Below are 21,713 nucleotides of genomic sequence, written 5' to 3'. Positions count from 1 at the left end.
CGATGCGCCTGAAGTGCATTCGCCTGGCCGGGTTCAAGTCGTTCGTCGACCCCACCACGGTCAACTTCCCCAGCAACATGGCGGCCGTGGTCGGCCCCAATGGCTGCGGCAAGTCCAACATTATCGACGCAGTGCGCTGGGTGATGGGTGAAAGTTCGGCGAAGAACCTGCGCGGCGAGTCGATGACCGACGTCATCTTCAATGGCTCCACCAGCCGCAAGCCGGTGAGCCAGGCCAGCATCGAGCTGGTATTCGACAACAGCGAAACCACCTTGCTGGGCGAGTACGCCGCCTATGCCGAGATTTCCATCCGCCGCAAGGTCACCCGCGACGGGCAGAACAGCTATTACCTGAACGGCACCAAATGCCGCCGACGGGACATTACCGACATCTTCCTGGGTACCGGTCTGGGCCCGCGCAGCTACTCGATCATCGAGCAGGGCATGATCTCCAAGCTGATCGAGGCCAAGCCCGAAGAACTGCGCAACTTCATCGAGGAGGCGGCCGGCATCTCCAAGTACAAGGAGCGTCGCCGCGAAACCGAAAGCCGCATCCGCCGCACTCAGGAGAACCTGGCGCGGCTGACCGACCTGCGCGAAGAGCTGGAGCGTCAGCTTGAGCGCCTGCATCGCCAGGCCCAGGCCGCCGAGAAATACCGCGAATACAAGGCCCAGGAACGCCAGCTCAAGGCGCGCCTGTCGGCCCTGCGCTGGCGCGATCTGGATGAGCGCGTGCGCCAGCGCGAGGCGGTGATCGGTGATCAGGATGTCGCCCATGAAGCGCTGGTGGCCGAGCAGCGCAACGCCGATGCCAGCATCGAACGACTGCGCGACGGCCACCATGAATTGTCGGAGCGTTTCAACCAGGTCCAGGGCCGCTTCTATTCGGTGGCCGGTGATATCGCCCGGGTCGAGCAGAGCATCCAGCACGGTCAGCAGCGCCTGCGCCAGTTGCAGGACGACTTCAAGGAAGCCGAGCGCACCCGTCAGGAAACCGAATCGCACCTGGGCCATGACCGCACCCTGCTGGCGACCCTGGATGAAGAGTTGGCCATGCTCGAGCCGGAGCAGGCGTTGACCCTGGCCGCCGCCGAAGAGGCCGCCGCCACCCTTGAAGAGGCCGAGTCGGGCATGCACGGCTGGCAGGAGCAATGGGACGCTTTCAACACCCGCTCCGCCGAACCACGGCGCCAGGCCGAAGTACAGCAATCACGCCTGCAGCAGCTGGAAACCAGCCTGGAGCGCCTGGCCGAACGTCAGCGCAAGCTGGCCGAGGAAGGCGAGCAACTGGCTGTGGATCCGCAGGATGCCTCCTTGGTCGAGCTTTCCGAACAACTCGCCAGCAGCGAAATGTTGCTGGAAGAGTTGCAGTTGTCGGAGGAGCAGGTGGTCGAGCGCCTGGAAGGTGTGCGCGAGCAACTGCAGCAGGCGACCCATGCGCAGCAACAGCAGCAGGGCGACCTGCAGCGCCTCGGCGGCCGCCTGGCCTCGCTGGAGGCGCTGCAACAGGCCGCGCTTGAGCCCGGTGTCGGCGCCGCCGACTGGTTGCGCGAACAAGGCCTGGAGCAGCGCCCGCGCCTGGCTGAGGGCCTGCGTGTGGAGCCCGGTTGGGAGCTGGCGGTGGAGACCGTGCTGGGTGCCGATTTGCAGGCCGTGCTGCTGGACGATTTTGCCGGGCTGGATTTCAACGGCCTGGAGCAGGGTGAGTTACGCCTGTTGCTGGCGGCTGGGGATGGCGAGCGCCAGCCCGGCAGCCTGCTCGACAAGGTCGAAGGGCGCATCGACCTGGCCCCGTGGCTGGGCCGGGTGCAGCCGGTGGAAGACCTCGCCGAGGCCTTGGCGAGGCGCGCAGCGCTGGGCGAAGGGCAGAGCCTGGTCAGCCGTGACGGTTACTGGGTTGGCCGCCATTTCCTGCGCGTCAGCCGGGGTGGTGAGTCCCAGGGGGGCGTACTGGCCCGTGGCCAGGAAATCGAACGCCTGGGCCAAGAGCAGCAGGAGCTTGAAGCCGCGCTGGAGCAGCAGGAACAGCAGCTTCAGATAACCCGCGAGCAGCAGCTGGAGCTGGAGGAACAGCGCGAGCAGTTACGCCGCCGCACCCAGGAAGAAAGCCGCCAGCATGGCGAGCTAAAGGCTGGCCTTTCCGCTGGCCGCGCCCGCGCCGAGCAAGTAGAGCTGCGCCGCCGCCGCCTGCAGGAAGAACTGGCAGAGCTTCAGGAGCAGCGTGCCCTGGAGCATGAGCAATTGGGCGAGGCGCGCCTGGTGCTGCAGGAAGCGCTGGACCTGATGGCTCAGGACACCGAGCAGCGCGAGCACCTGATGGCGCGCCGCGACACCCTGCGCGAAGGCCTCGATCGCATCCGCCAGGAAGCCCGACAGCACAAGGATCACGCCCATCAACTGGCCGTGCGCCTGGGGTCGCTGCGTGCTCAGCACGACTCCACTCGCCAGGCGCTGGAGCGTCTGGAGCAGCAGGCCGCGCGCCTGAGCGAACGTCAGGAGCAACTGAGCCTGAACCTGGAGGAGGGTGAGGCGCCGCTCGAAGAGCTGCGCCTGAAACTTGAAGAGCTGCTGGAGCGGCGCATGAGCGTCGACGAGGAAATGCGCCTGGCGCGGCTGCACATGGATGAAGCCGACCGCGCACTGCGCGACGCCGAAAAGCGCCGCACCCAGGCCGAACAGCAAGCCCAGCTGCTGCGTGGTCAGCTGGAACAGATGCGCCTGGAGAACCAGGGCCTGGACATCCGCCGCAGGACCTTGCAGGAACAGTTGCTGGCCGACGGCTACGATTTGCAGGGCGTGCTCGCCAGCGTCGAGGCCGACGCCAGCGAGCAAAGCACCGAGCAGGAGCTGGAACAGGTCGAAGGCCGCATCCAGCGCCTGGGTGCGATCAACCTGGCGGCGATCGAGGAGTACGAGCAGCAGTCCGAGCGCAAGCGTTACCTGGACGCCCAGGACGCCGATCTGGTCGAGGCACTGGATACCCTGGAAAACGTCATCCGCAAGATCGACAAGGAAACCCGCAACCGCTTCAAGGATACCTTTGATCAGATAAATGCCGGATTACAGGCTCTTTTTCCAAAAGTTTTCGGTGGTGGCAGCGCTTATCTGGAACTGACGGGCGAAGATCTACTCGATACAGGGGTGACGATCATGGCGCGTCCGCCGGGCAAGAAGAACAGCACCATTCACTTGCTGTCCGGCGGCGAGAAGGCACTGACCGCATTGGCGCTGGTGTTTGCCATCTTCAAACTGAACCCTGCACCGTTCTGCATGCTCGACGAGGTCGATGCGCCGCTGGACGATGCCAACGTCGGGCGGTATGCCCGGCTGGTCAAGGAAATGAGCGAAAGCGTGCAGTTCATCTACATCACCCACAACAAGATTGCTATGGAGATGGCGGATCAATTGATGGGGGTGACCATGCACGAGCCGGGTTGTTCACGTCTTGTTGCAGTTGATGTGGAGGAGGCCCTGGCCATGGTGGACGCCTGATGAGCGAAGATTGGACGAAAACAGCAGGCAAATGCCCCTGTCATGTGCGACAGACGGTGTAAAGTTGTCTATGGTCGTGCTAGCTTAATGTCACTCGTTTCTTGCGTGGGTAAAACGCCTGTCAGAACATAGAGTTGGCGCCACGTGTTAAAGGGCTTTGAAGCCTTTGTTTTCAAGCATATTTTTATAGAGGCACGGGATTACATGGAAATCGGTCTGCGCGAGTGGCTGATCGTCATCGGCGTCATAGTCATCGCCGGTATTCTTTTCGACGGCTGGCGCCGCATGCGCGGCGGGAAAGGCAAGCTGAAATTCCGTCTGGATCGCAGTTACTCCAATCTGCCGGACGAGGAGGGCAGCGCTGAAGTGCTTGGCCCATCGCGAGTGCTGGATGCCCAGAAGGAGCCTGAACTGGACGAGGCCGACCTGCCGTCGGTCAGCGCACCGACGCGCGAACGTGAGCGTGAGCCGAAGCCGGCCAAGGCCAGCAAGCGCGGCAAGCGTGCGGGGCAGGAGCAGCAGCAGGGCGACCTGAACCTGGCTGCCGAGCCACGCGAGCCTGACCTGTTCGCCGATGCCGACGAAGATTTCGCCGCCGACAACACCCGCAGCAGCGGCTTTGCCGCCACCGGCAACGCGGCCAAGGAGTTGCCGCCCGTCGAGGAAGTGCTGGTGATCAGCGTCATCTCCCGCGACGAGGGCGGTTTCAAAGGGCCTGCCCTGCTGCAGAACATCCTTGAAAGCGGCTTGCGTTTTGGCGAAATGGACATCTTCCACCGCCACGAAAGCATGGCGGGCCACGGCGAAGTGCTGTTCTCCATGGCCAACGCGGTCAAGCCGGGCATCTTCGACTTGGACGACATCGACCACTTCAGCACCCGTGCAGTGAGCTTCTTCCTCGGCCTGCCGGGCCCGCGTCATCCGAAGCAGGCCTTCGACGTGATGGTGGCTGCTGCGCGCAAACTGGCCCATGAACTCGATGGCGAACTGAAGGACGACCAGCGCAGCGTGCTGACCGCCCAGACCATCGAGCACTACCGCCAGCGCATCGTCGAGTTCGAGCGCCGTGCGCTGACCCAGAAGCGCTGATGTGCCCAAGTGGGTGGCCTGGCCTCGGTCTCACCCACCCTGTTTCAAGCGCAAGAGCAGCCCAGGGCTGCTCTTTTGCTTTGCAAGAGAACCTGAAGAATGACCGCCGAAACCCGAATCCACGCATTGCGCGCCGAGCTCGACCAGCACAACTACCGTTACTACGTGCTCGACGAGCCCAGCGTGCCCGATGCCGAATATGACCGCCTGTTCAATGAGCTCAAGGCGCTCGAGGCCGAGCACCCGCACCTGGTCACTCCCGACTCGCCGACCCAGCGCGTAGGTGGCGCAGCCCTTGCCGCCTTCAGTCAGGTGCGCCATGAAGTGCCGATGCTCAGCCTGGGCAACGCCTTCGAAGAGGCCGACCTGCGCGAATTCGGCCGCCGTGTGGTCGATGGCCTCGACCAGCCGGGCGCAGTGGACTTCAGTTGTGAGCCCAAGCTCGATGGCCTGGCAGTGAGCCTGCTCTACCGCGATGGCCAGCTGGTGCAGGGCGCCACCCGAGGCGACGGCACCACCGGCGAAGACATCAGCACCAACGTGCGTACCGTGCGCAACATCCCGCTAAGGCTGCAGGGCGAAGGTTGGCCCGCCGTGCTCGAAGTGCGTGGCGAGGTGTACATGAGCAAGGCCGGCTTCGATCGCCTCAATGCCGTTCAGGCCGAGGCGGGTGGCAAGACCTTCGCCAACCCGCGCAACGCTGCCGCTGGCAGCCTGCGCCAGCTGGATTCGAAGATTACCGCCAGCCGCTCGCTGGAGTTCTGCTGCTACGGTGTCGGGCAGGTCTCGGAGAGCATCGGCGAGAGCCATATCGGCATTCTCGAGCAGCTCAAGCAGTGGGGCCTGCCGATCAGTCGCGAGCTCAGGCATGCGGCGGGTATCGAAGAGTGCCTGGCCTATTACCGTGACATTGGCGAGCGGCGCAACAGCCTGCCGTACGAGATCGATGGCGTGGTGTTCAAGGTCAACAGCCTGGCCGCCCAACGCGAGCTGGGCTTCCGTGCGCGCGAGCCACGCTGGGCCATCGCCCACAAGTTCCCGGCCATGGAGGAACTCACCGAAGTGCTGGATGTGGAATTCCAGGTCGGCCGTACCGGTGCGGTCACGCCCGTGGCGCGCCTGAAGCCGGTCAAGGTGGCAGGTGTGACCGTGTCCAATGCCACGCTGCACAACATGGATGAAATCGCCCGGCTGGGGCTGCGCATCGGGGACACGGTGATCATCCGCCGTGCCGGTGATGTGATCCCGCAGGTCATGCAGGTAGTGCTTGAGCGCCGTCCCGACGATGCGCGCCTGGTGCAAGTGCCAAGTGCGTGCCCAGTGTGTGGTTCGCAGGTCGAGCGTACCCAGCTGATCAAGCGCAGCAAGGGCAAGGAAACCACCAGCGAAGGTGCGGTGTACCGCTGCGTCGGCCGCCTGGCCTGTGCTGCCCAGCTCAAGCAGGCGATCATTCACTATGTGTCCCGCCGTGCCATGGATATCGATGGCCTGGGCGAGAAAAGCGTCGAGCAGCTGGTGGATGAGGGCCTGATCGGCTCGCCGGCAGACCTGTACAAGCTGGCGTTCGAGCAGATCGTCGGCCTGGAGGGCTTTGCAGAGGTTTCCAGCAAGAAGTTGCTGGACGCCATCGAAGCCAGCAAGCGCCCGAGCCTGGCCCGCTTCATCTATGCCCTGGGCATTCCTGATGTCGGCGAGGAGACTGCCAAGGTTCTGGCCCGTTCGCTGGGCAGCCTGGCGCGTGTGCAACAGGCGCTGCCGCAGGTGCTGACCTATCTGCCGGACATCGGTCTGGAAGTCGCATACGAGATCCACAACTTCTTCGAGGACGAGCACAACCGCAAGGTCATCGAGCAGTTGCTGGCCAGCGGCATGCAGTTGCAGGACGAGGGTGAGCTGGCTGCCGAATTCGCCGCCAGCACGACCCTTGCAGGCTTGATTGCCAAGCTGGACATCGCATCGGTCGGCCCGACCGGGGCCGAAAAGTTGGTGGCCAAGCTCGATAGCCTGGACAAGATCATCGCCGCTGACGGCATCGACCTGCGTCAGGCGCTGGCGGCTAAACAGGCCGAAGCGGTGCGCGAGTTCTTCAAGGACGAAGCCAATCAGCAGCTGGCCCGTGCCATCGAGGCCCAGCTGCTCGACTTCGGCATGCACTGGAGTAGCGAGAAGAAGGTGGCTGAAGGCCTGCCGCTCGCTGGCCAGACGTGGGTGCTGACAGGGTCGTTGGAGCGCTTCAGTCGCGACATCGCCAAGGAGAAGCTGGAGGGGCTGGGTGCCAAGGTGGCCGGTTCGGTCTCTGGCAAGACCCACTGTGTGGTGGCGGGCCCTGGCGCGGGTTCCAAGCTGGCCAAGGCCAGTGAGCTGGGGGTGAAGGTGCTGGATGAAGAGGCCTTCGTTGCCTTCCTGGCGGAGCATGGCATCACTGTCTAACGGCTTGCCACAATCCTTGTGGGAGCGGGCTTGCCCGCGAAGCAGGCGACGCGGTGGATGGCACCGGCTTCGCCGGTGTTCGCGGGCATGCCCGCTCCCACAGGGATCTTCTTTTGGCCATCCTGGTCGCTGCGCTCAAGACAAGTCATTGAGAAATGATGACTTTTTCTTGCCCCAGAGGTTGTATCTTCGCCCCAGACCGGTACAATGGCGCGGCTCGCTGCTTGGCGAGCCGCGTAGTGGTGGCCCCATCGGTCCCCCCGCATTGATTACCCGTTAACCTGGTCAGGCCCGGAAGGGAGCAGCCATAGCGGGAACATCGAGTGCCGGGGTGTGGCTGGTGGGGCCGCCTCCATTACGCAAGTCCTTGAATTCTCAAGGATTTCTCGCTCAAAAATCTTGAAGTGTGACAGTGTTCAGGTACACCTAAGTGTCCTGCGTTGAGCATTCTATCATCGACCTACTCCGCTTCCCTTAAGCATTTGGATCGAGGTCCTTTGCGTTGTGATCTCGTGACGCTAGTCAGTAACCCGGCAACGGGCGCCTTCTGCATGACGCCAATCCGGGTTGTTGGCATTGTGTTTCCTGAGGGCACGGCTTCATGCACATGGTGCTGAAATCGTCCGACAAGATGGGCGGGGCGACAGTTCTGATCAGACTGCTTGTGCTTGGTGAGTCTCGGTGCCACTATTATGCTTTTAGCATCTCCAGATAAGGACATACAGTGGACGTAACTAAGATATCTCAAGAAGAAATTGTCAGCCTCCTAGTTCTTGATGAAGATCATTTTAATGATGTTAAGAGCAAGCGTATTGCACCTGCTAAACTTCAAGAGACCTTGGTTGCGTTTGCGAATTCAGACGGTGGTGATCTCTATGTAGGTATTGAGGATAAAGCTGAGAAAGGTGAGAGAATTGTGGGGTTCCAGGAGCCGGAAGAGGCGAACGGAATTATCGCAACCCTGTTAGAAAGTACGGTTCCGGCTGTGGAAAATTTGGGTTGGGAATTCCTTGACACCAATGGGCGTGGCTTAATACTCCACTTTTCAATACCTAAAAGCCCCAAAGTGCACTACACCGCAGCAGGGGATTGCTTTATCCGTGTGAATGCACAGAAGCTGAAGATCAAAGGTGAAAAGGTTACTCAGCTTGGTTATTCCAAGGGGGCTGAGCTCTACGAAAGAAAGGCGGTTGAAGATGTGGATGTTGACGAAGTGGCGGAGAGTGAAAAGCTTGCTGTGTATATGGGGCAAGTGAAGAGCAGTTTAGAGCCTAAAGTTTTCTTGCAAAAGCAGAGACTATTGACTAAGAAAGGGGTGGATAAGTTTCCAAATGTTGGTTGCGTATTGATTTTTGATGATAATCCGCAGGCAACTCTCCAGACACGTTGTGCAGTGAAGGTTTATCGTCTTCGTACTACCGATACGGAATACAAGCGCGAGCACCTTGCAGAGATGCCTGTCACGGTAAATGGCTCCGTAGACGAGGTAATTGCTGGTACTATAGCAAAGGTTGCAGAGTACATTGACGGTGCCTCCTTTATGGATGGCCAGAAAGTAGTGAAGCTTTCCTATCCTGCGGAAGCACTAAAGGAAATTCTCGTGAATGCTGTGCTTCACCGAGATTACAGTCTCAATGATGATATTCATGTTCGAATTTTCGATAATAGAATCGAGATTCAGAGTCCTGGGAGATTGCCAGGATATATGACTGTAGATAATATTTACGATGATCGTTTTTCGAGAAATCCTAATTTGGTTCGAATGCTTCACAATCTCCCAAATCCGGTGAATCATGATATCGGAGAAGGGCTGGATACTGCTTATAATGAACTGAAGAAGGCAGGTCTGGTGCCGCCATTTTTTGAAGAGTCTAATAATGCCTTCGTCGTCACCATACGGCATCAGAGAATTGCATCGGTCATTGAGGTTATCGAAAAGTATTTCGAAGAAAATCCTGGAGGGGTTATCAATAATAAATTGATTAGGCAGTTGAGTGGTGAGGATGATATGCAGAAGGTGAAGAAGGCGCTTCAGAGTTTGCGGAAAATCGGAAAGATTAAGGTAGTTGATGAGGCCGCGAATGCTTTCAATGTGACTTATGTGAAGGCTTAGTCACGGGTGTCGTGATTGGTTTGCGGCCCAAGGGACTTAGATTATATCGGCGAAATCTAAGTGGGTGTCCGTCGATTTCTCGAGCATGGCGAAGGTTAGGATGGTGTGGAACTAAACCACGCTCTGCAACGACCATGCACCTTGGGCTCGCCCTTGATTTCAGGCTGGAAAATATAAGCTGGTCGTGACGTTTGAAAAACTGGGGTTTACACCTGGGCTTCTTAACGCTGTGCGACCGGCTCAAACAGAAAACTGAGTTTTTCTAAAATAACTCTATACCTGTCTGCCGGGATGTGGCTGCCGTGACAGCCTGTGAAGGCATTGCAAGGATGATCTGTCCACTCTGGCAGAATGCAGCCGGGTGTGGTTTGCATGCCGTTACAGACTGGAACCACCGTAAGCCGTGGCTTACAGAGGAATTAGTCTTTCAAATCGGAGTAAACTGTATACCGACCTAAGCGGGGGTGTTCGAGAATGTCTGAACTCAGGCGGCCTTGTTCCAGTGGCGTTTGATCGTGGCCAAGCTAATACCTAGCTTCTCTGCTGTCTGGCTCTGGCTCAGATTGTCGGCCTTGCACTCCTGTACAGCTTTGGTGGTGTCTACCGCCTCAGGGCGTCCCATCTTCTTGCCTTCTGCCTTCGCACGGTTGATGCCAGCGTGAGTGCGTTCGATCAACAGGTCACGTTCAAATTCAGCCACGGCACTCAACACCTGCATTGTCATCTTGCCCGCTGCACTGGTGAGGTCTACACCACCCAAGGCGAGACAATGAACACGGATGCCAGTTGAATCCAGCTTCTCTACGGTTTGACGCACGTCGATTGCGTTACGCCCCAGGCGGTCAAGCTTTGTGACAATCAGCACATCACCAGCTTCCATGCGATCCAGCAACTTTTGGAATCCAACACGCTCGCTTGCTTGAGTGGAGCCTGAGACAGTTTCAGCGATAACCCTTTGGGCTTGCACATCGAAGCCAGCAGCACGGATTTCAAGAATCTGGTTGTCTGTGGTTTGGTCAATGGTGGAAACGCGGCAGTAAGCGAAGGTGCGGGACATGACAGAATCCTTGCTGGTGTCATTTAGTGCGGTGTCAGTATACGGCTAGTGTCATCTAGTCGCAAGCACACTTGTTGATACCAGATACGCACCTTCTGAGCTGGTGTCGTATAACGTCCGTTTGATGAGCTAGCTGGTTTGCTCTATCTGCTTTAGAGCCACGACCTTGTAAACCACCATCTGCTCCTGACGCCTTCTATCCAGTCGCAACATTGCAAGGTCATGGATGAGGTATCGAATCACTTTGGCCGCATATCGTAAGCGTAGAGACTGGATGCCAGAGGCGATTGCTTCGGCATTGGTGTCGGGGGTGTGCATGATGCTCAATACATTGCCGTGCACGTTCGTTGATCCGCGTTGCTTGATCCAGAGAGGCAGCTCCTCAAGGCCAGCACGTAGGGCAGTCTGGTTGAGGTGCAGCAGCTCCAACATGTCATCGGTGACTGAGGCGTGGTCTTCCATGATGAGTTGTCCTGTGTGGGTTAGTCCGGTCTTACTGGCTTGCCGTGATCGCGTTCTCAAGCTCTACTACCAGCTCTGGGAGGCTGACTCCCAGCACCTTACATAAATCGCGTAGCTGCACGATGTCCAGCCTACGTGTCCCATTCTCAACGTCACTCATGAACGACTGAGGGCGGTCTAGCGCCTTGGAGCATTCCACTTGTGTGAGTCCTGCCGCTTTCCGGTAGGTCTTCAAAAGGTGCAGAAGGGCAGTGTGCTCTGGTCGATAGATCGTCTTGGGCATAGTCGCTAGCTACATAAGGGTAGCTGCTCACGCTATATCTGCTTTTCGGATATCTGAATTTCGGATATTCTGGATTCTTGGGCTTTAGCCCAGAAACCAATGAGCGGGGACAACTCATGAGCGATCACTTGTACTATCTGACCAGCCAAAAGAAGAAAACCAACCACGTTCTGCACCTGCTGATGTGCGTTATGACATGTGGGCTGTGGGTCTTCGTTTGGGGCATTAACATGCGTGCGAATGACTGGCATAACCGCAAGATCGACAAGCAGATCAGGCAGATTCTGCAAAGCGGCAGGCGGGGTGGTGAAGCCTCTCCATCTAGGAGTGCACGATGAAAACTGTTGCCCGTATGCTTTGCCTATTGCCGCTGATTGCATCTGCCGCGATGGCAGAAACCTACCCCAAGAAAACACTGGTTGCTGGTTCGATGGTTTGCTTCAAGGGTGGTGACTGGAGGGACATGGTGGACGCGTCACTTGATCAGGATGAGGATGCGGCTGAGCGTCTGATCGGCTCCGGCAAGTGCAGGACGATTTCGAACGCCACCAAGGTCAGCTACATCGAAGCCGCCAAGTTCATTGGCGATTCTGCACTGATCCAGCTGCCGAGCGGCAAGACGGCCTTCACTGCTGATGGTTGGCTTCGTTGAGAGCTACGAGAGATCGAGTGAAATGGATGTCATCAGCGTTTGTAGGAGGTTGAAATGAAGCACGTTGTCATCAAGGTTGTGAGCTTCTTCGCATGGGTTGGAATTGTCTTCAGTGTCATCGGCGGGGCCATCATCGGTTCTGAAGTAGGCCACGGAGCTGTTGGTGCAATACTGGGTTTTCTGGTTGGCTGCTTTGGTTCGGGCATTTGGTTCCTGTTGGTGTCTATGCACGACAAGCTAACAATCATTGCAGATGCTGCCAGTGGTCACAGCTCTTTTGCACCCAAAGCACCAATCCTGGCGCCATAAGAAAAGACTCCGGGTTGGCTGGATGTAATTTCAGGTGGCAAGTCCTGAGTCGTCTTCGATCCGGTCAGGCGGGACCATTCGCACTCAGAGCGGCAAGCTCTCAGTAGGTTACAACGTACTGGCCGATCTTCACCTGCCTGATGGTCGATTGCGTACCAATAACAATTCATCACAAACCAATCTCTTGCTTTTGATCTTGGCTATTGGTGCATGAGGGTTAGCGTCAGCTAGCAGTGGCATCTTGTGCAAGCGTCGCTTGGCTGGTTGCACACCAAGGCGGTCAGCCTTCAGGTTTCGGGGATGAATCGTATATCATTCATCCCCTTCCATTCTGGTTGAAGCACCCTGTAAGCACCGCTTTCGCAGATACTCGTCATGCTCCGCATAGTTTGCACATCAAGATCAAAGCGATGTGTGTTAGTGACGCACGCTGTACGGCAGTACAGGTGGATACCCAGATCAACAACAACCAATAGAAACCAAACCAGATGAGCTTATCGCTCTTGTCTGTACCGTGCAGATGATCAACGGAGTTGAAGGGATACACCGTGTCGCACCGACACAGGATCATTTCTTTCATTTTCTGGGGAATTGATATTCATCAATTTTTATTCCCCAGTAACACTTGAAGGGTAGTGGCTGTGACCTACGGTCGAGGTGTATCAAGCGTAGACCCGACGGTCTAGGAGAAATTTTCATGGTGCGAACAGTCTGTAAAGTCAGATGTACTGAAAGCGTCAGGCTTAATTGGCTGGTGTATCAATTTTTAGAATCTTTATTATGTATAACGAATTTACGCGACCCCTTGAGTTTCGTGGTCTGTAGAGGTTTTCTTGCGTAGTTTTTTTAAAAAAGTGATGTGAAACTACGCAAGGTCAACAACCAGCATTTCGGGTCAAGCGGCAAGTGCTGCTGTGGTAATGGTGTTGTCATCCCATCCTCTTCTATTCATGCTCGATGCCGATTGAGGGTGGAGAGTTGTCCAGTCACGATACCAATGCTCGATGTACTCATCCCGTTTGGCATCATCACCTCGGAAGATCAGCCGTGGATTTACTGTCAGCTTGATTTCACCCGTGCGAATGCCACCCTGCCTTGAGGTGCTCACACGCACCATATTGGTGCTGATCAACGTGCTAAGCCTTTTCATCAGGTTTGAAGCTGTTGTACCCAATGCCTTCGCCAAGTCGGCTTGAGACATGATGATCATGTTCCGGTAGATCACCAGTTCGTGCAGTTGGCTCAGGGCGTTCATCATCGGAACAGTGATACGACAGTCCACGCCTATTCGGCGCCATACACCATGGGCTTGGTCCTGAGTGTCAATCAGGGAGTGCAGTGTATGCGGCGGCAGCTTGCGACGGTCTACGTGTTTCAGGTGCTGCTCAAGGTCGTCAGCACTCCGGCACTCACTCAGTGGTGGCTTGTAGTCAGGGCGTTTGCTGAAGACAGAAGGCTTGTCGTCGTATCCAACGATTTCGCCAGTAATTGGACTGATGAGCAGTCCATCAACGTGAATGAGTGGTGTTGCAGTAAAAGCGGGGCAGTCAAATGCCATTTTGGTTCTCCTGTGTCAGTTCACTTGCATAGGCATTCCTCTCGGGTTGTGCCGGTTTAGTTTTGTGAGTTCCAGACACGACGAAGCCTCCTTGCAAGGCACCATTTCGGTGGTCGCGGTGGAGGCTTCTAAAATGTCTGTCTACCTACTGGGTAGGCCGCTGATTATACACAATTTCGACGATCGGTCAAGCTATTGGTTGACATGGCTGATTTATTCAGAAACTGTTTTTCATGGAAAGGAAGGTGTTTTGCTTAGCATTAAGGTCCCCAAACCCCCGAAAACACTGGGACGGACTGGCAGAGCAGCTTGGATGGAGCCGATTTCAAACAACGTTTTCCGAGCTTTAAAGTGGGTTATTCGAGGTTATTCGATATGCATCAATGCCTCAGCCATCGCCTTGATTGGGGTCCTGCTGCCGTAGATGCCAAAGGTTACGGAGCTGTCTTCGTGTCCCACCATCCGCTTGATCAGTGAGTCTTGCACTCCAGCATCACGCAGGTCATCAATGAAGGTGTGGCGGAAACTGTGGAAGGTTTTGCGTGGGTCGGTGATACCCAGTTTCGCCTTGTAGCGTCCAAACCATTTTGAGGCTGCGTGCCCGAGCTTCCCACGTACTGCTTCAAGCTCAGGGAATACTCGATCTGCACCAGTAACCCTCATCGACTCAACATGCTGAAGTAGGCACAGATCGATCAGAGAAGGGTGCAAAGGAAGCACGCGGCGGCTGCTTGCGTTTTTCAGGTTCTGGCCTTCACGGCTGTCGTCAATGCGAATGCATGGGATACCCTGTTGCTCAATGAAGTCATCGACACGCAGTTGGCACAGCTCTTCCAATCGTGCTCCAGTGGTTCGCCCAAGGAGCGGCAGCCAGTAACGCCAAGCGTGCTTGCGGGCTTCCCCTTCGCAGTGCCTCATGGTTCAGCAGGGCATCTAGGTCGTGTCGTTCAAAGGACAGCCGAGCTTCCTTCGGTGATCCTGTCATGACTTTCATGCCGGTCAGTGGGTTGTCTGTCACGTACCCATTCGTTTTGCACCAGTTCAGGAAGGCGGTGAGCTTGCGTAGCCGGTTGTTCACGGTCACTGCGGTGATGGTCTTGTAGGTGCTACCTGACTCAATCACCTGCTTCAGCGTCTTGCCCTTGAACTCAGGTCGTAAGCCGAAGTATTGCGGGCATAGGCTGAGCCGTTCCTTTAGCAGGCGTGCTTGTTGTGCATCGAAGGCTTTGGCGGGCATATCACCTAGCAGCTCGAAAAGGTCAGCTAAAGCTCGCTCGACTTCCTCGGTGCTGCCCTGTCGCCATGTGCCTCCCCGTTTCCCTTCCTCTATATAAAGCTTGGAGAGTGCAGCGAGGGTAGGGCTGTCGCTATCCCGTTTCGCTGAGACTGCCGTAGCGATCCGTGGAGCGGTTTGGATAGCGGGCGTGGGTGTAGAGTCCCGCCACTGTGAACACAGCGTACGAAGCGTCTGGAGGTCTGCAAGAGGGTGCTCGCTAAGGTGGTGATGCAACCGCTGCACCAGTGATGTGGCAATGAACACGGCGCTTTGACGATGCCGTATGTTCAGACTCAAACGCAAAGCGGTACACCTCGGGAATAGGTGCTTTGGCAGCTTGAGATTCAGGTAGTAGAGCGCCCCGCGCTTGATGATGTAGGCCATGGGTGTGACACCAAAGTGTTACAGCAAAGTGTGACAGTGCTGGCTACACCCCAAGTCTTGAGCACCCATGCTGGGTGTGCGTACCGGTAGAACTCTGGTTGCCTCATCAGCCTGAAACCCTTGCCCCATAAGGTCTGCATTGATTACCAGCATGCTTGCATGCGACCTAGGCATGGCCCGGAAGGGAGCAGCCATAGCGGGAACATCGAGTGCCGGGGTGTGGCTGGTGGGGCCGCCTCCATTTCCGGGGTTGGAAAATGGCTTTCAGCCCTGCATTCACGTTCTTCCTACTTCGGATCACTTGGCTATAGGTGTCGCATGATCAACGTGCCGACAACTATCAGCACCAAAGTAAATCCCGCCCCCAGGCCGAGAGGCACCAGCGCTTGATAGGGCGACTCGTTCCTGATTTTGCGCATTTCCTCTTCCAGTTCCTCAAGGTCAAGATGAAACTGCTCGCGGATTTCCTCAATGGAGCGGCGCATGGTTTTTTCCTCTTGTTACTCGATGAATAGTTACTTGAACAGGAGACTGATGGTTCCGCTTATGGCGCCTAGTGCGGCGGAGCCTACTACGAACGGGTACCAAAACGTCTCCCGCTTGAGCTTGTTCACTTCTGCCAGGAACTTGCTGGTCTCAGCTCTGAGTTTGTGGTTTTTGATCAGTAGTCTGTCGAGGTCCAGGTTGTCACGGTCGTCCTGACGCATGAGGCTTCCTTGTTCGATAGCGAGCGCGCCTATGCAGCTATTTTGTTCTGTTTCCTTGGCCGGGGAAATCGTTCGCATCGGATGTGGATGTAGTCCCGGCCGGCCTTGAAGCCTTGGTATTTCAAGCGCTGCGGCGTGTGTCTGGAATTCTCCCAAGTTAAAAAGAGAAATCTCCTACACGCATGGAGCGGAAATGATCGCGTGAGGGCTGAGGGGTGCCCGCCACAACAGCTTGCGGCCCAGACCAGATCCCAAGCCTGTCCCCGTGGCCAAACCCTATCAAGGCCGAACCCCCAATCCCTCCCCCGAATACCCCACCGCCCCATACCGCTGCACAATCCGGTCAATCTCCCCCGATTCCTTCATCCGCACCAAGGCCCGCAAAACCCCCTGGGTCGGTATCGCCGGGTCATTCCTCACCATGCACCCCAGCGCCTGTTCCTCCAGCACCGCTTGCACCTGAAGCCGCTCTCCGGCCGGCAAACCCTGGTTGAACCACTGCAGCGACAGCTCATTGCTCACCGCATGTCGATACCGCCCGATCTGCAGCTTCTGCAGCGCCAGTTGCTGGCTGCGGCTGTCCTCCCGCTGCAGACGACCTTGAGCAAACAACGGCTCCAGCGTGCCGTAGGCATACCCCAGCACCGTGCCGACTGCCTGGGGTGGCAATTGCTCGGGCCGGGTGGCGTCGTCGTCGCCCGGTCGCCCGACCAGTACATCGCGCTGCCGAATCAACGGGATGCTCCAGACGAAATTCCCCGGCCGATCATTGAACCACTGGGTGCTCACATAGCAGCGCACATCGATATCACCGTCATCCATCGCCTGCTGCAGGCGCAGGCGGGCCAGCACGTGGTACTCCGGGCGTACGCCGGCCTCACGGGCCAGCGCCTGGAGAAGATCGAACACCAGGCCCTCGACCGGCTGGTCCTTTTCGACCCGCACCAGCGGCATGCTCCAGCTCTCGACCACGGAAAAACGCAGCACCGGTTGCTCCGCCAGGCTGTAAGTGCTCCAGAGTAATAACAGGGCCAGCAATCGTCGCAATGCACATCCTCCTTGAACAGCGCGCCAGTTGCTTAGCTTAGACGAGCCTTGCAGGGTGCAATTTTGCCCCCGCTCCGCTAGCATTAGCGATCTTCCGCTCGATCAGGCTGCGATGGTTTTTCGATGAGTTATCAGGTTCTTGCACGTAAATGGCGTCCGCGCTCGTTCCGCGAAATGGTCGGCCAGGCCCATGTGCTCAAGGCCTTGATCAATGCCTTGGACAACCAGCGCCTGCACCACGCCTACCTGTTCACCGGAACGCGGGGCGTGGGCAAGACTACCATTGCGCGCATCATCGCCAAATGCCTCAACTGCGAGACCGGTATCACGTCCACGCCCTGTGGCACCTGCTCGGTATGCCGGGAGATCGACGAGGGCCGTTTCGTCGACCTGATCGAGATCGACGCCGCGAGCCGCACCAAGGTCGAAGACACCCGCGAACTACTCGATAACGTGCAGTATGCGCCGAGCCGTGGGCGCTTCAAGGTCTACCTGATCGACGAAGTGCACATGCTCTCCACCCACTCGTTCAACGCCTTGCTCAAGACGCTGGAAGAGCCGCCGCCGTACGTCAAATTCATCCTTGCCACCACCGACCCGCAGAAGCTGCCGGCCACCATCCTCTCGCGTTGCCTGCAGTTCTCGCTGAAGAACATGAGCCCGGAGCGGGTGGTCGAGCACCTGAGCCACGTGCTGCAGGCCGAGAACGTGCCGTTCGAGCAGGATGCCCTGTGGCTGCTTGGCCGTGCTGCCGATGGTTCGATGCGCGACGCCATGAGCCTCACCGATCAGGCCATCGCCTTCGGCGAAGGCAAGGTGCTGGCGGCCGATGTGCGCGCCATGCTCGGCAGTCTCGATCATGGGCAGGTTTATAGTGTGCTGCAGGCGCTGCTCGAAGGGGATGCGCGGGCGCTGCTGGAAGCCGTGCGCAACCTCGCCGAGCAGGGGCCGGACTGGAGCGGCGTGCTGGCCGAAATGCTCAATGTGCTGCACCGCGTGGCCATCGCCCAGGCGCTGCCCGAGGCGGTGGACAACGGCCAGGGCGATCGGGACCGGGTGCTGGCGCTGGCTTCGGCGTTGCCGGCCGAAGATGTGCAGTTCTACTACCAGATGGGCCTGATCGGTCGTCGAGATCTGCCGTTGGCGCCGGACCCGCGAGGCGGTTTCGAAATGGTCCTGCTGCGGATGCTGGCGTTCCGCCCGGCGGATACCGACGATGCGCCGAAACCGGTGCTAAAGCCAGTGGGGATCAGCCAGGCCACAGCTGATCCGGCAACCCCGGTGGCAGCGCCAGCCGTTGTGGTCGGGGCGCCTGCCGTTGAGCCGCCGCAGCCTGCGCCAGTGGCGCCTGCTCCACACATGGAGGTCGCACCGGTTGTGGCGCCGGCCCCTGCTCCTGAGCCCGAGCCCGAGCCCCAAGTTGTCGCGCCAGAGCCGGTGGTGGTGGACGAGGTCATCGACCTGCCCTGGGAGGAACCTGCTGCTGCGCCCGAGCCGGTGCCGGCTCCAGCTCCAGTCCCAGCCCCAGCCCCAGCTCCGGTTGCTGCTCCGCAAAACGCCCAGCCAGCTTATGACGAGCCACCCTTCGACCCGTCAGCCTACGCTTCGGCTGGCATGGATCGCGACGACGAGCCGCCAATCGATGAGGACTACTACGGTGGCGAAAGCGACCCGGTAGGCTTCAGCTATCTCGACGAGCTGGCCGAACACGTTCAGGAACAAACCCCCGCTGCCACGTCCGAGCCGCTACCCGCTGCCCAGCCGGCGACCGGCCTGGCCCTGCAATGGCTGGAATTATTCCCACAGTTGCCTGTGTCCGGCATGACGGGCAACATCGCTGCAAACTGTACGCTGATGGCCGTAAACGGTGATGACTGGCTGCTGCACCTGGATCCAGGCCAGGGCGCGTTGTTCAACACCACCCAGCAACGGCGGCTGAACGAGGCGCTCAACCAGCACCTGGGGCGCACCCTCAACCTGCGGATCGAGCTGATCCGCCCCGAGCAGGAAACCCCGGCTCAGGCAGCGTCGCGCAAACGTGCCGAGCGCCAGCAGGGCGCCGTGCTGTCGATCGAGCAGGATCCGTTGATCCAGCAGATGATCAAGCAGTTCGGTGCCACGGTGCGACAGGATACTATTGAGCCTGTTGAAGCCCTGGTCAGCCGGGGCCAGTAATCGATAACCATGCGGCCGGCCCCTCGCCGGGCCGCATCACATGACCCAATCGAGGTATATCCCCATGATGAAAGGTGGCATGGCCGGCCTGATGAAGCAGGCCCAGCAGATGCAGGAAAAGATGCAGAAGATGCAGGAAGAGCTGGCCAACGCCGAAGTTACCGGCCAGTCCGGCGGCGGCCTGGTGAGTGTGGTGATGACCGGTCGTCACGACGTCAAGCGTGTCAGCATCGATCAGAGCCTGATGTCGACCGAAGAAGATGACAAGGAAGTGCTGGAAGACCTGATCGCCGCTGCGCTGAACGACGCTGTGCGCAAGATCGAGCAGAACAGCCAGGACAAGATGGGTAACATGACCGCTGGCATGCAATTGCCACCGGGCTTCAAGATGCCGTTCTAAGGCGCTGCGTTGCATAAAACCGCCGCTGCATTGCAGCGGCGGTTTTTTTTGCCTGTGCAAATGGTTCGAACCAACGGTCTACTGATTTGACGCCCATGCCTACGCTGGGTATAAACCGCCTCTTATTGTTTTATCAGGCCTTACCCATGAGCTTCAGCCCCCTGATCCGCCAACTGATCGACGGCCTGCGCACCCTCCCGGGTGTCGGCCAGAAAACCGCCCAGCGCATGGCCCTGCAGCTGCTCGAACGTGACCGCAGCGGCGGCCTGCGCCTGGCCCAGGCGCTGAGCCAGGCCATGGAAGGGGTGGGGCATTGCCGACAATGCCGGACCCTGACCGAGCAGGACTTGTGCCCGCAGTGCAGCGACCCGCGTCGTGATGACACGCAGCTGTGCGTGGTGGAAGGGCCGATGGATGTATATGCGGTGGAACAGACCGGCTATCGCGGGCGTTACTTTGTGCTCAAGGGGCACTTGTCGCCGCTCGATGGCCTGGGGCCCGAGGCGATCGGCGTGCCGCAGCTGATGGCGCGGATCGAGGAGCAGGGCAGCTTCACCGAAGTGATCCTGGCGACCAACCCGACGGTGGAAGGTGAGGCGACGGCGCATTACATCGCCCAGTTGCTGAACGAGAAGGGGCTGGTGGCGTCGCGCATCGCCCATGGCGTGCCACTGGGCGGGGAGCTGGAGTTGGTTGACGGCGGAACCCTGGCCCATGCCTTTGCCGGGCGCAAGCCGATCTCGCTCTGAGTCACCGGGGCAGCCTTGTAACCCATTCGCGGGACAAGCCCGCTTCCACAGGATCTACTTGTGGGAGCGGGCTTGCCCCGCGAATGGCGCGCAATCAGTACTCGCTCAGGGAAAACTCGGTCAGGCAGAAGGTCGGCACTCCGGCCGCCTGCAGTCGGCGTGAGCCATCGAGCTCCGGCAGGTCGATGATCGCCGCCGCCTCGAACACCTGTGCCCCAGTGCGACGCACCAGGTTGGCTGCCGCCAGCAGGGTACCACCGGTGGCAATCAAGTCATCGAAGATCAGCACCGAATCACCTTCGCACAGGCTGTCGGCATGCACTTCCAGGAAGGCTTCGCCGTATTCGGTCTGGTAGCCCTCGCTCAATACGTCAGCCGGCAGCTTGCCCTGCTTGCGAAACAGGATCAGCGGCTTGTTCAGCTGGTGGGCGATGATCGAGCCGATCAGGAAGCCACGCGCATCCATGGCGCCGATGTGGCTGAACTCGGCCTCGACGTAACGCTCGATGAACTGGTCGGCTACGTAGCGCAGCCCGCGCGGCGACTGGAACAGGGGCGTGATGTCGCGGAAGATCACACCGGGCTTGGGGAAGTCTACTACCGGGCGGATCAGGGCTTTGAGGTCGAAGGCGTCGCTGTGCATTGTTGCGGGTATCCTGGGAAAACGAATGCCCAAGTATACCCGCTAAACGCCGGCCTCAGGCCTCGATTGCACCGCCGGCCAGCGCGCACAGCTGGATCGGGTCGAGAATATGCACTTCCTTGCCTTCGGCGCGGATCAGGCCGTTCTGCTGGAAGCGGGTGAACACCCGCGACACGGTTTCCACCGCCAGCCCCAGGTAGTTGCCGATCTCATTGCGCGACATGCTCAGGCGGAACTGGTTGGCCGAATAGCCGCGGGCGCGGAAGCGTGCGGACAGGTTGACCAGGAAGGTGGCGATGCGTTCGTCGGCGGTCTTCTTCGACAGCAGCAGCATCATCTGCTGATCGTCGCGAATTTCCCGGCTCATCACCCGCATCAGCTGGCGACGCAACTGTGGCAGTTGAACCGAGAGTTCATCGAGGCGCTCGAAGGGGATTTCACAGACCGAGGTGGTTTCCTGGGCCTGGGCCGACACCGGGTAGGCCTCGGTGTCCATGCCGGACAAGCCGACCAGTTCGCTGGGCAGGTGGAAGCCGGTGATCTGCTCTTCACCACTGTCGCTCAGGCTGAACGTCTTGAGAGCGCCGGAACGTACGGCGTAGACCGAGCCGAAATTGTCACCCTGGCGGAACAGGAACTCGCCTTTCTTCAGCGGGCGTCCGCGCTTGACGATTTCATCCAGTGCATCCATGTCTTCCAGATTCAGCGAAAGAGGCAGGCACAGGGGGGCCAGGCTGCAGTCCTTGCAATGGGCCTGGTTGTGAGCGCGCAGTTTGACTGGCTCGGACATTTGAATCGATCCTTGTGGGAAAGCACACATAAGTCGTAAGGGTAACTCACGACCGAGGGTGTAGGCCAGCCTGCGCTATTGTGTAGCGAGCTGGCGAA

General features: G+C 58.6%; 19 protein-coding genes, 1 other RNA gene and 1 pseudogene. 11 read left to right on the top strand and 10 right to left on the bottom strand.

What is annotated here, in order from left to right:
• The first annotated feature begins 2 nt into the window (after positions 1–2).
• From smc to ACIPW4_RS16090, 5 genes are all read left to right on the top strand, one after another.
• Complete coding sequence (smc, locus tag ACIPW4_RS16110) at positions 3–3,491, top strand: chromosome segregation protein SMC (RefSeq protein ID WP_400659379.1); 3,489 nt, start codon at positions 3–5, stop codon at positions 3,489–3,491.
• A 204-nt stretch (positions 3,492–3,695) separates the two neighbouring features.
• Positions 3,696–4,580 (top strand): cell division protein ZipA, encoded by an 885-nt coding sequence (zipA, locus tag ACIPW4_RS16105; protein ID WP_400659377.1) that lies wholly within the window; start codon positions 3,696–3,698, stop codon positions 4,578–4,580.
• A gap of 99 nt (positions 4,581–4,679) precedes the next feature.
• On the top strand, positions 4,680–7,010 hold the full coding sequence (gene ligA, locus ACIPW4_RS16100) for an NAD-dependent DNA ligase LigA (RefSeq protein ID WP_400659375.1): 2,331 nt from the start codon (positions 4,680–4,682) through the stop codon (positions 7,008–7,010).
• A gap of 249 nt (positions 7,011–7,259) precedes the next feature.
• Positions 7,260–7,356: signal recognition particle sRNA small type (gene ffs, locus ACIPW4_RS16095), an RNA gene on the top strand.
• Positions 7,357–7,734: 378 nt separating this feature from the next.
• Positions 7,735–9,123, top strand: coding sequence for an ATP-binding protein (locus ACIPW4_RS16090; RefSeq protein WP_400659373.1), 1,389 nt, complete (start codon positions 7,735–7,737; stop codon positions 9,121–9,123).
• A gap of 484 nt (positions 9,124–9,607) precedes the next feature.
• Here the strand turns inward: ACIPW4_RS16090 and ACIPW4_RS16085 are convergent, their stop codons facing one another.
• From ACIPW4_RS16085 to ACIPW4_RS16075, 3 genes are all read right to left on the bottom strand, one after another.
• Positions 9,608–10,180, bottom strand: a complete 573-nt coding sequence (locus ACIPW4_RS16085) for a recombinase family protein (RefSeq protein WP_400659371.1) — start codon at positions 10,178–10,180, stop codon at positions 9,608–9,610.
• Between the two features lie 129 nt (positions 10,181–10,309).
• Positions 10,310–10,642 (bottom strand): hypothetical protein, encoded by a 333-nt coding sequence (locus tag ACIPW4_RS16080; RefSeq protein ID WP_400659369.1) that lies wholly within the window; start codon positions 10,640–10,642, stop codon positions 10,310–10,312.
• Positions 10,643–10,673: 31 nt separating this feature from the next.
• Positions 10,674–10,925 (bottom strand): helix-turn-helix domain-containing protein, encoded by a 252-nt coding sequence (locus ACIPW4_RS16075; RefSeq protein WP_400659367.1) that lies wholly within the window; start codon positions 10,923–10,925, stop codon positions 10,674–10,676.
• A gap of 116 nt (positions 10,926–11,041) precedes the next feature.
• On the opposite strand from ACIPW4_RS16075, the gene ACIPW4_RS16070 reads away from it, so the two are divergent.
• From ACIPW4_RS16070 to ACIPW4_RS16060, 3 genes are read left to right on the top strand one after another with little or no spacing between them, the layout of a single operon-like run.
• Positions 11,042–11,263, top strand: a complete 222-nt coding sequence (locus ACIPW4_RS16070; protein WP_400659365.1) for a hypothetical protein — start codon at positions 11,042–11,044, stop codon at positions 11,261–11,263.
• The gene (locus ACIPW4_RS16065; protein ID WP_400659363.1) at positions 11,260–11,577 is read left to right on the top strand and encodes a hypothetical protein; all 318 of its coding nucleotides are present in this window, start codon (positions 11,260–11,262) and stop codon (positions 11,575–11,577) included. The genes ACIPW4_RS16070 and ACIPW4_RS16065 overlap by 4 nt, the downstream gene beginning before the upstream one ends.
• Positions 11,578–11,631: 54 nt before the next feature.
• A complete protein-coding gene (locus tag ACIPW4_RS16060) occupies positions 11,632–11,886 on the top strand; it encodes a hypothetical protein (protein WP_400659361.1) in 255 nt (84 codons plus the stop codon).
• A gap of 895 nt (positions 11,887–12,781) precedes the next feature.
• Here the strand turns inward: ACIPW4_RS16060 and ACIPW4_RS16055 are convergent.
• The 5 genes and pseudogenes from ACIPW4_RS16055 to ACIPW4_RS16035 form a co-directional block, all read right to left on the bottom strand.
• Positions 12,782–13,444 (bottom strand): hypothetical protein, encoded by a 663-nt coding sequence (locus ACIPW4_RS16055; RefSeq protein WP_400659359.1) that lies wholly within the window; start codon positions 13,442–13,444, stop codon positions 12,782–12,784.
• A 366-nt stretch (positions 13,445–13,810) separates the two neighbouring features.
• Positions 13,811–15,104: pseudogene (locus ACIPW4_RS16050) on the bottom strand (site-specific integrase).
• A gap of 305 nt (positions 15,105–15,409) precedes the next feature.
• Positions 15,410–15,589 (bottom strand): hypothetical protein, encoded by a 180-nt coding sequence (locus ACIPW4_RS16045; protein ID WP_400659357.1) that lies wholly within the window; start codon positions 15,587–15,589, stop codon positions 15,410–15,412.
• A gap of 30 nt (positions 15,590–15,619) precedes the next feature.
• Entirely contained in the window at positions 15,620–15,811 is a 192-nt protein-coding gene (locus tag ACIPW4_RS16040) for a hypothetical protein (RefSeq protein WP_400659355.1), read from the bottom strand.
• A gap of 279 nt (positions 15,812–16,090) precedes the next feature.
• On the bottom strand, positions 16,091–16,858 hold the full coding sequence (locus tag ACIPW4_RS16035; RefSeq protein WP_400659353.1) for a substrate-binding periplasmic protein: 768 nt from the start codon (positions 16,856–16,858) through the stop codon (positions 16,091–16,093).
• Positions 16,859–16,981: 123 nt separating this feature from the next.
• On the opposite strand from ACIPW4_RS16035, the gene dnaX reads away from it, so the two are divergent.
• The 3 genes from dnaX to recR all read left to right on the top strand — a co-directional run bounded on the left by dnaX (position 16,982) and on the right by recR (position 20,182).
• The gene (gene dnaX, locus ACIPW4_RS16030; RefSeq protein ID WP_400659351.1) at positions 16,982–19,033 is read left to right on the top strand and encodes a DNA polymerase III subunit gamma/tau; all 2,052 of its coding nucleotides are present in this window, start codon (positions 16,982–16,984) and stop codon (positions 19,031–19,033) included.
• Positions 19,034–19,097: 64 nt separating this feature from the next.
• The gene (locus ACIPW4_RS16025; RefSeq protein ID WP_145189127.1) at positions 19,098–19,433 is read left to right on the top strand and encodes a YbaB/EbfC family nucleoid-associated protein; all 336 of its coding nucleotides are present in this window, start codon (positions 19,098–19,100) and stop codon (positions 19,431–19,433) included.
• Positions 19,434–19,579: 146 nt separating this feature from the next.
• The gene (gene recR / locus ACIPW4_RS16020; protein WP_400659349.1) at positions 19,580–20,182 is read left to right on the top strand and encodes a recombination mediator RecR; all 603 of its coding nucleotides are present in this window, start codon (positions 19,580–19,582) and stop codon (positions 20,180–20,182) included.
• Positions 20,183–20,276: 94 nt separating this feature from the next.
• Here recR and ACIPW4_RS16015 read toward each other — a convergent pair whose 3' ends face one another.
• On the bottom strand, positions 20,277–20,825 hold the full coding sequence (locus ACIPW4_RS16015) for an adenine phosphoribosyltransferase (RefSeq protein ID WP_009683910.1): 549 nt from the start codon (positions 20,823–20,825) through the stop codon (positions 20,277–20,279).
• A 55-nt stretch (positions 20,826–20,880) separates the two neighbouring features.
• Positions 20,881–21,615: a Crp/Fnr family transcriptional regulator FnrA gene (gene fnrA / locus ACIPW4_RS16010; protein WP_060508220.1), complete on the bottom strand. Its 735-nt coding sequence runs from the start codon at positions 21,613–21,615 to the stop codon at positions 20,881–20,883.
• Positions 21,616–21,713: the final 98 nt, after the last annotated feature.

It is taken from the genome of Pseudomonas sp. NPDC089996 (assembly GCF_044748405.1).
In the GTDB taxonomy this organism is placed as follows: Bacteria; Pseudomonadota; Gammaproteobacteria; order Pseudomonadales; family Pseudomonadaceae; genus Aquipseudomonas.
This window is presented reverse-complemented; position numbering and strand designations above follow the sequence as displayed.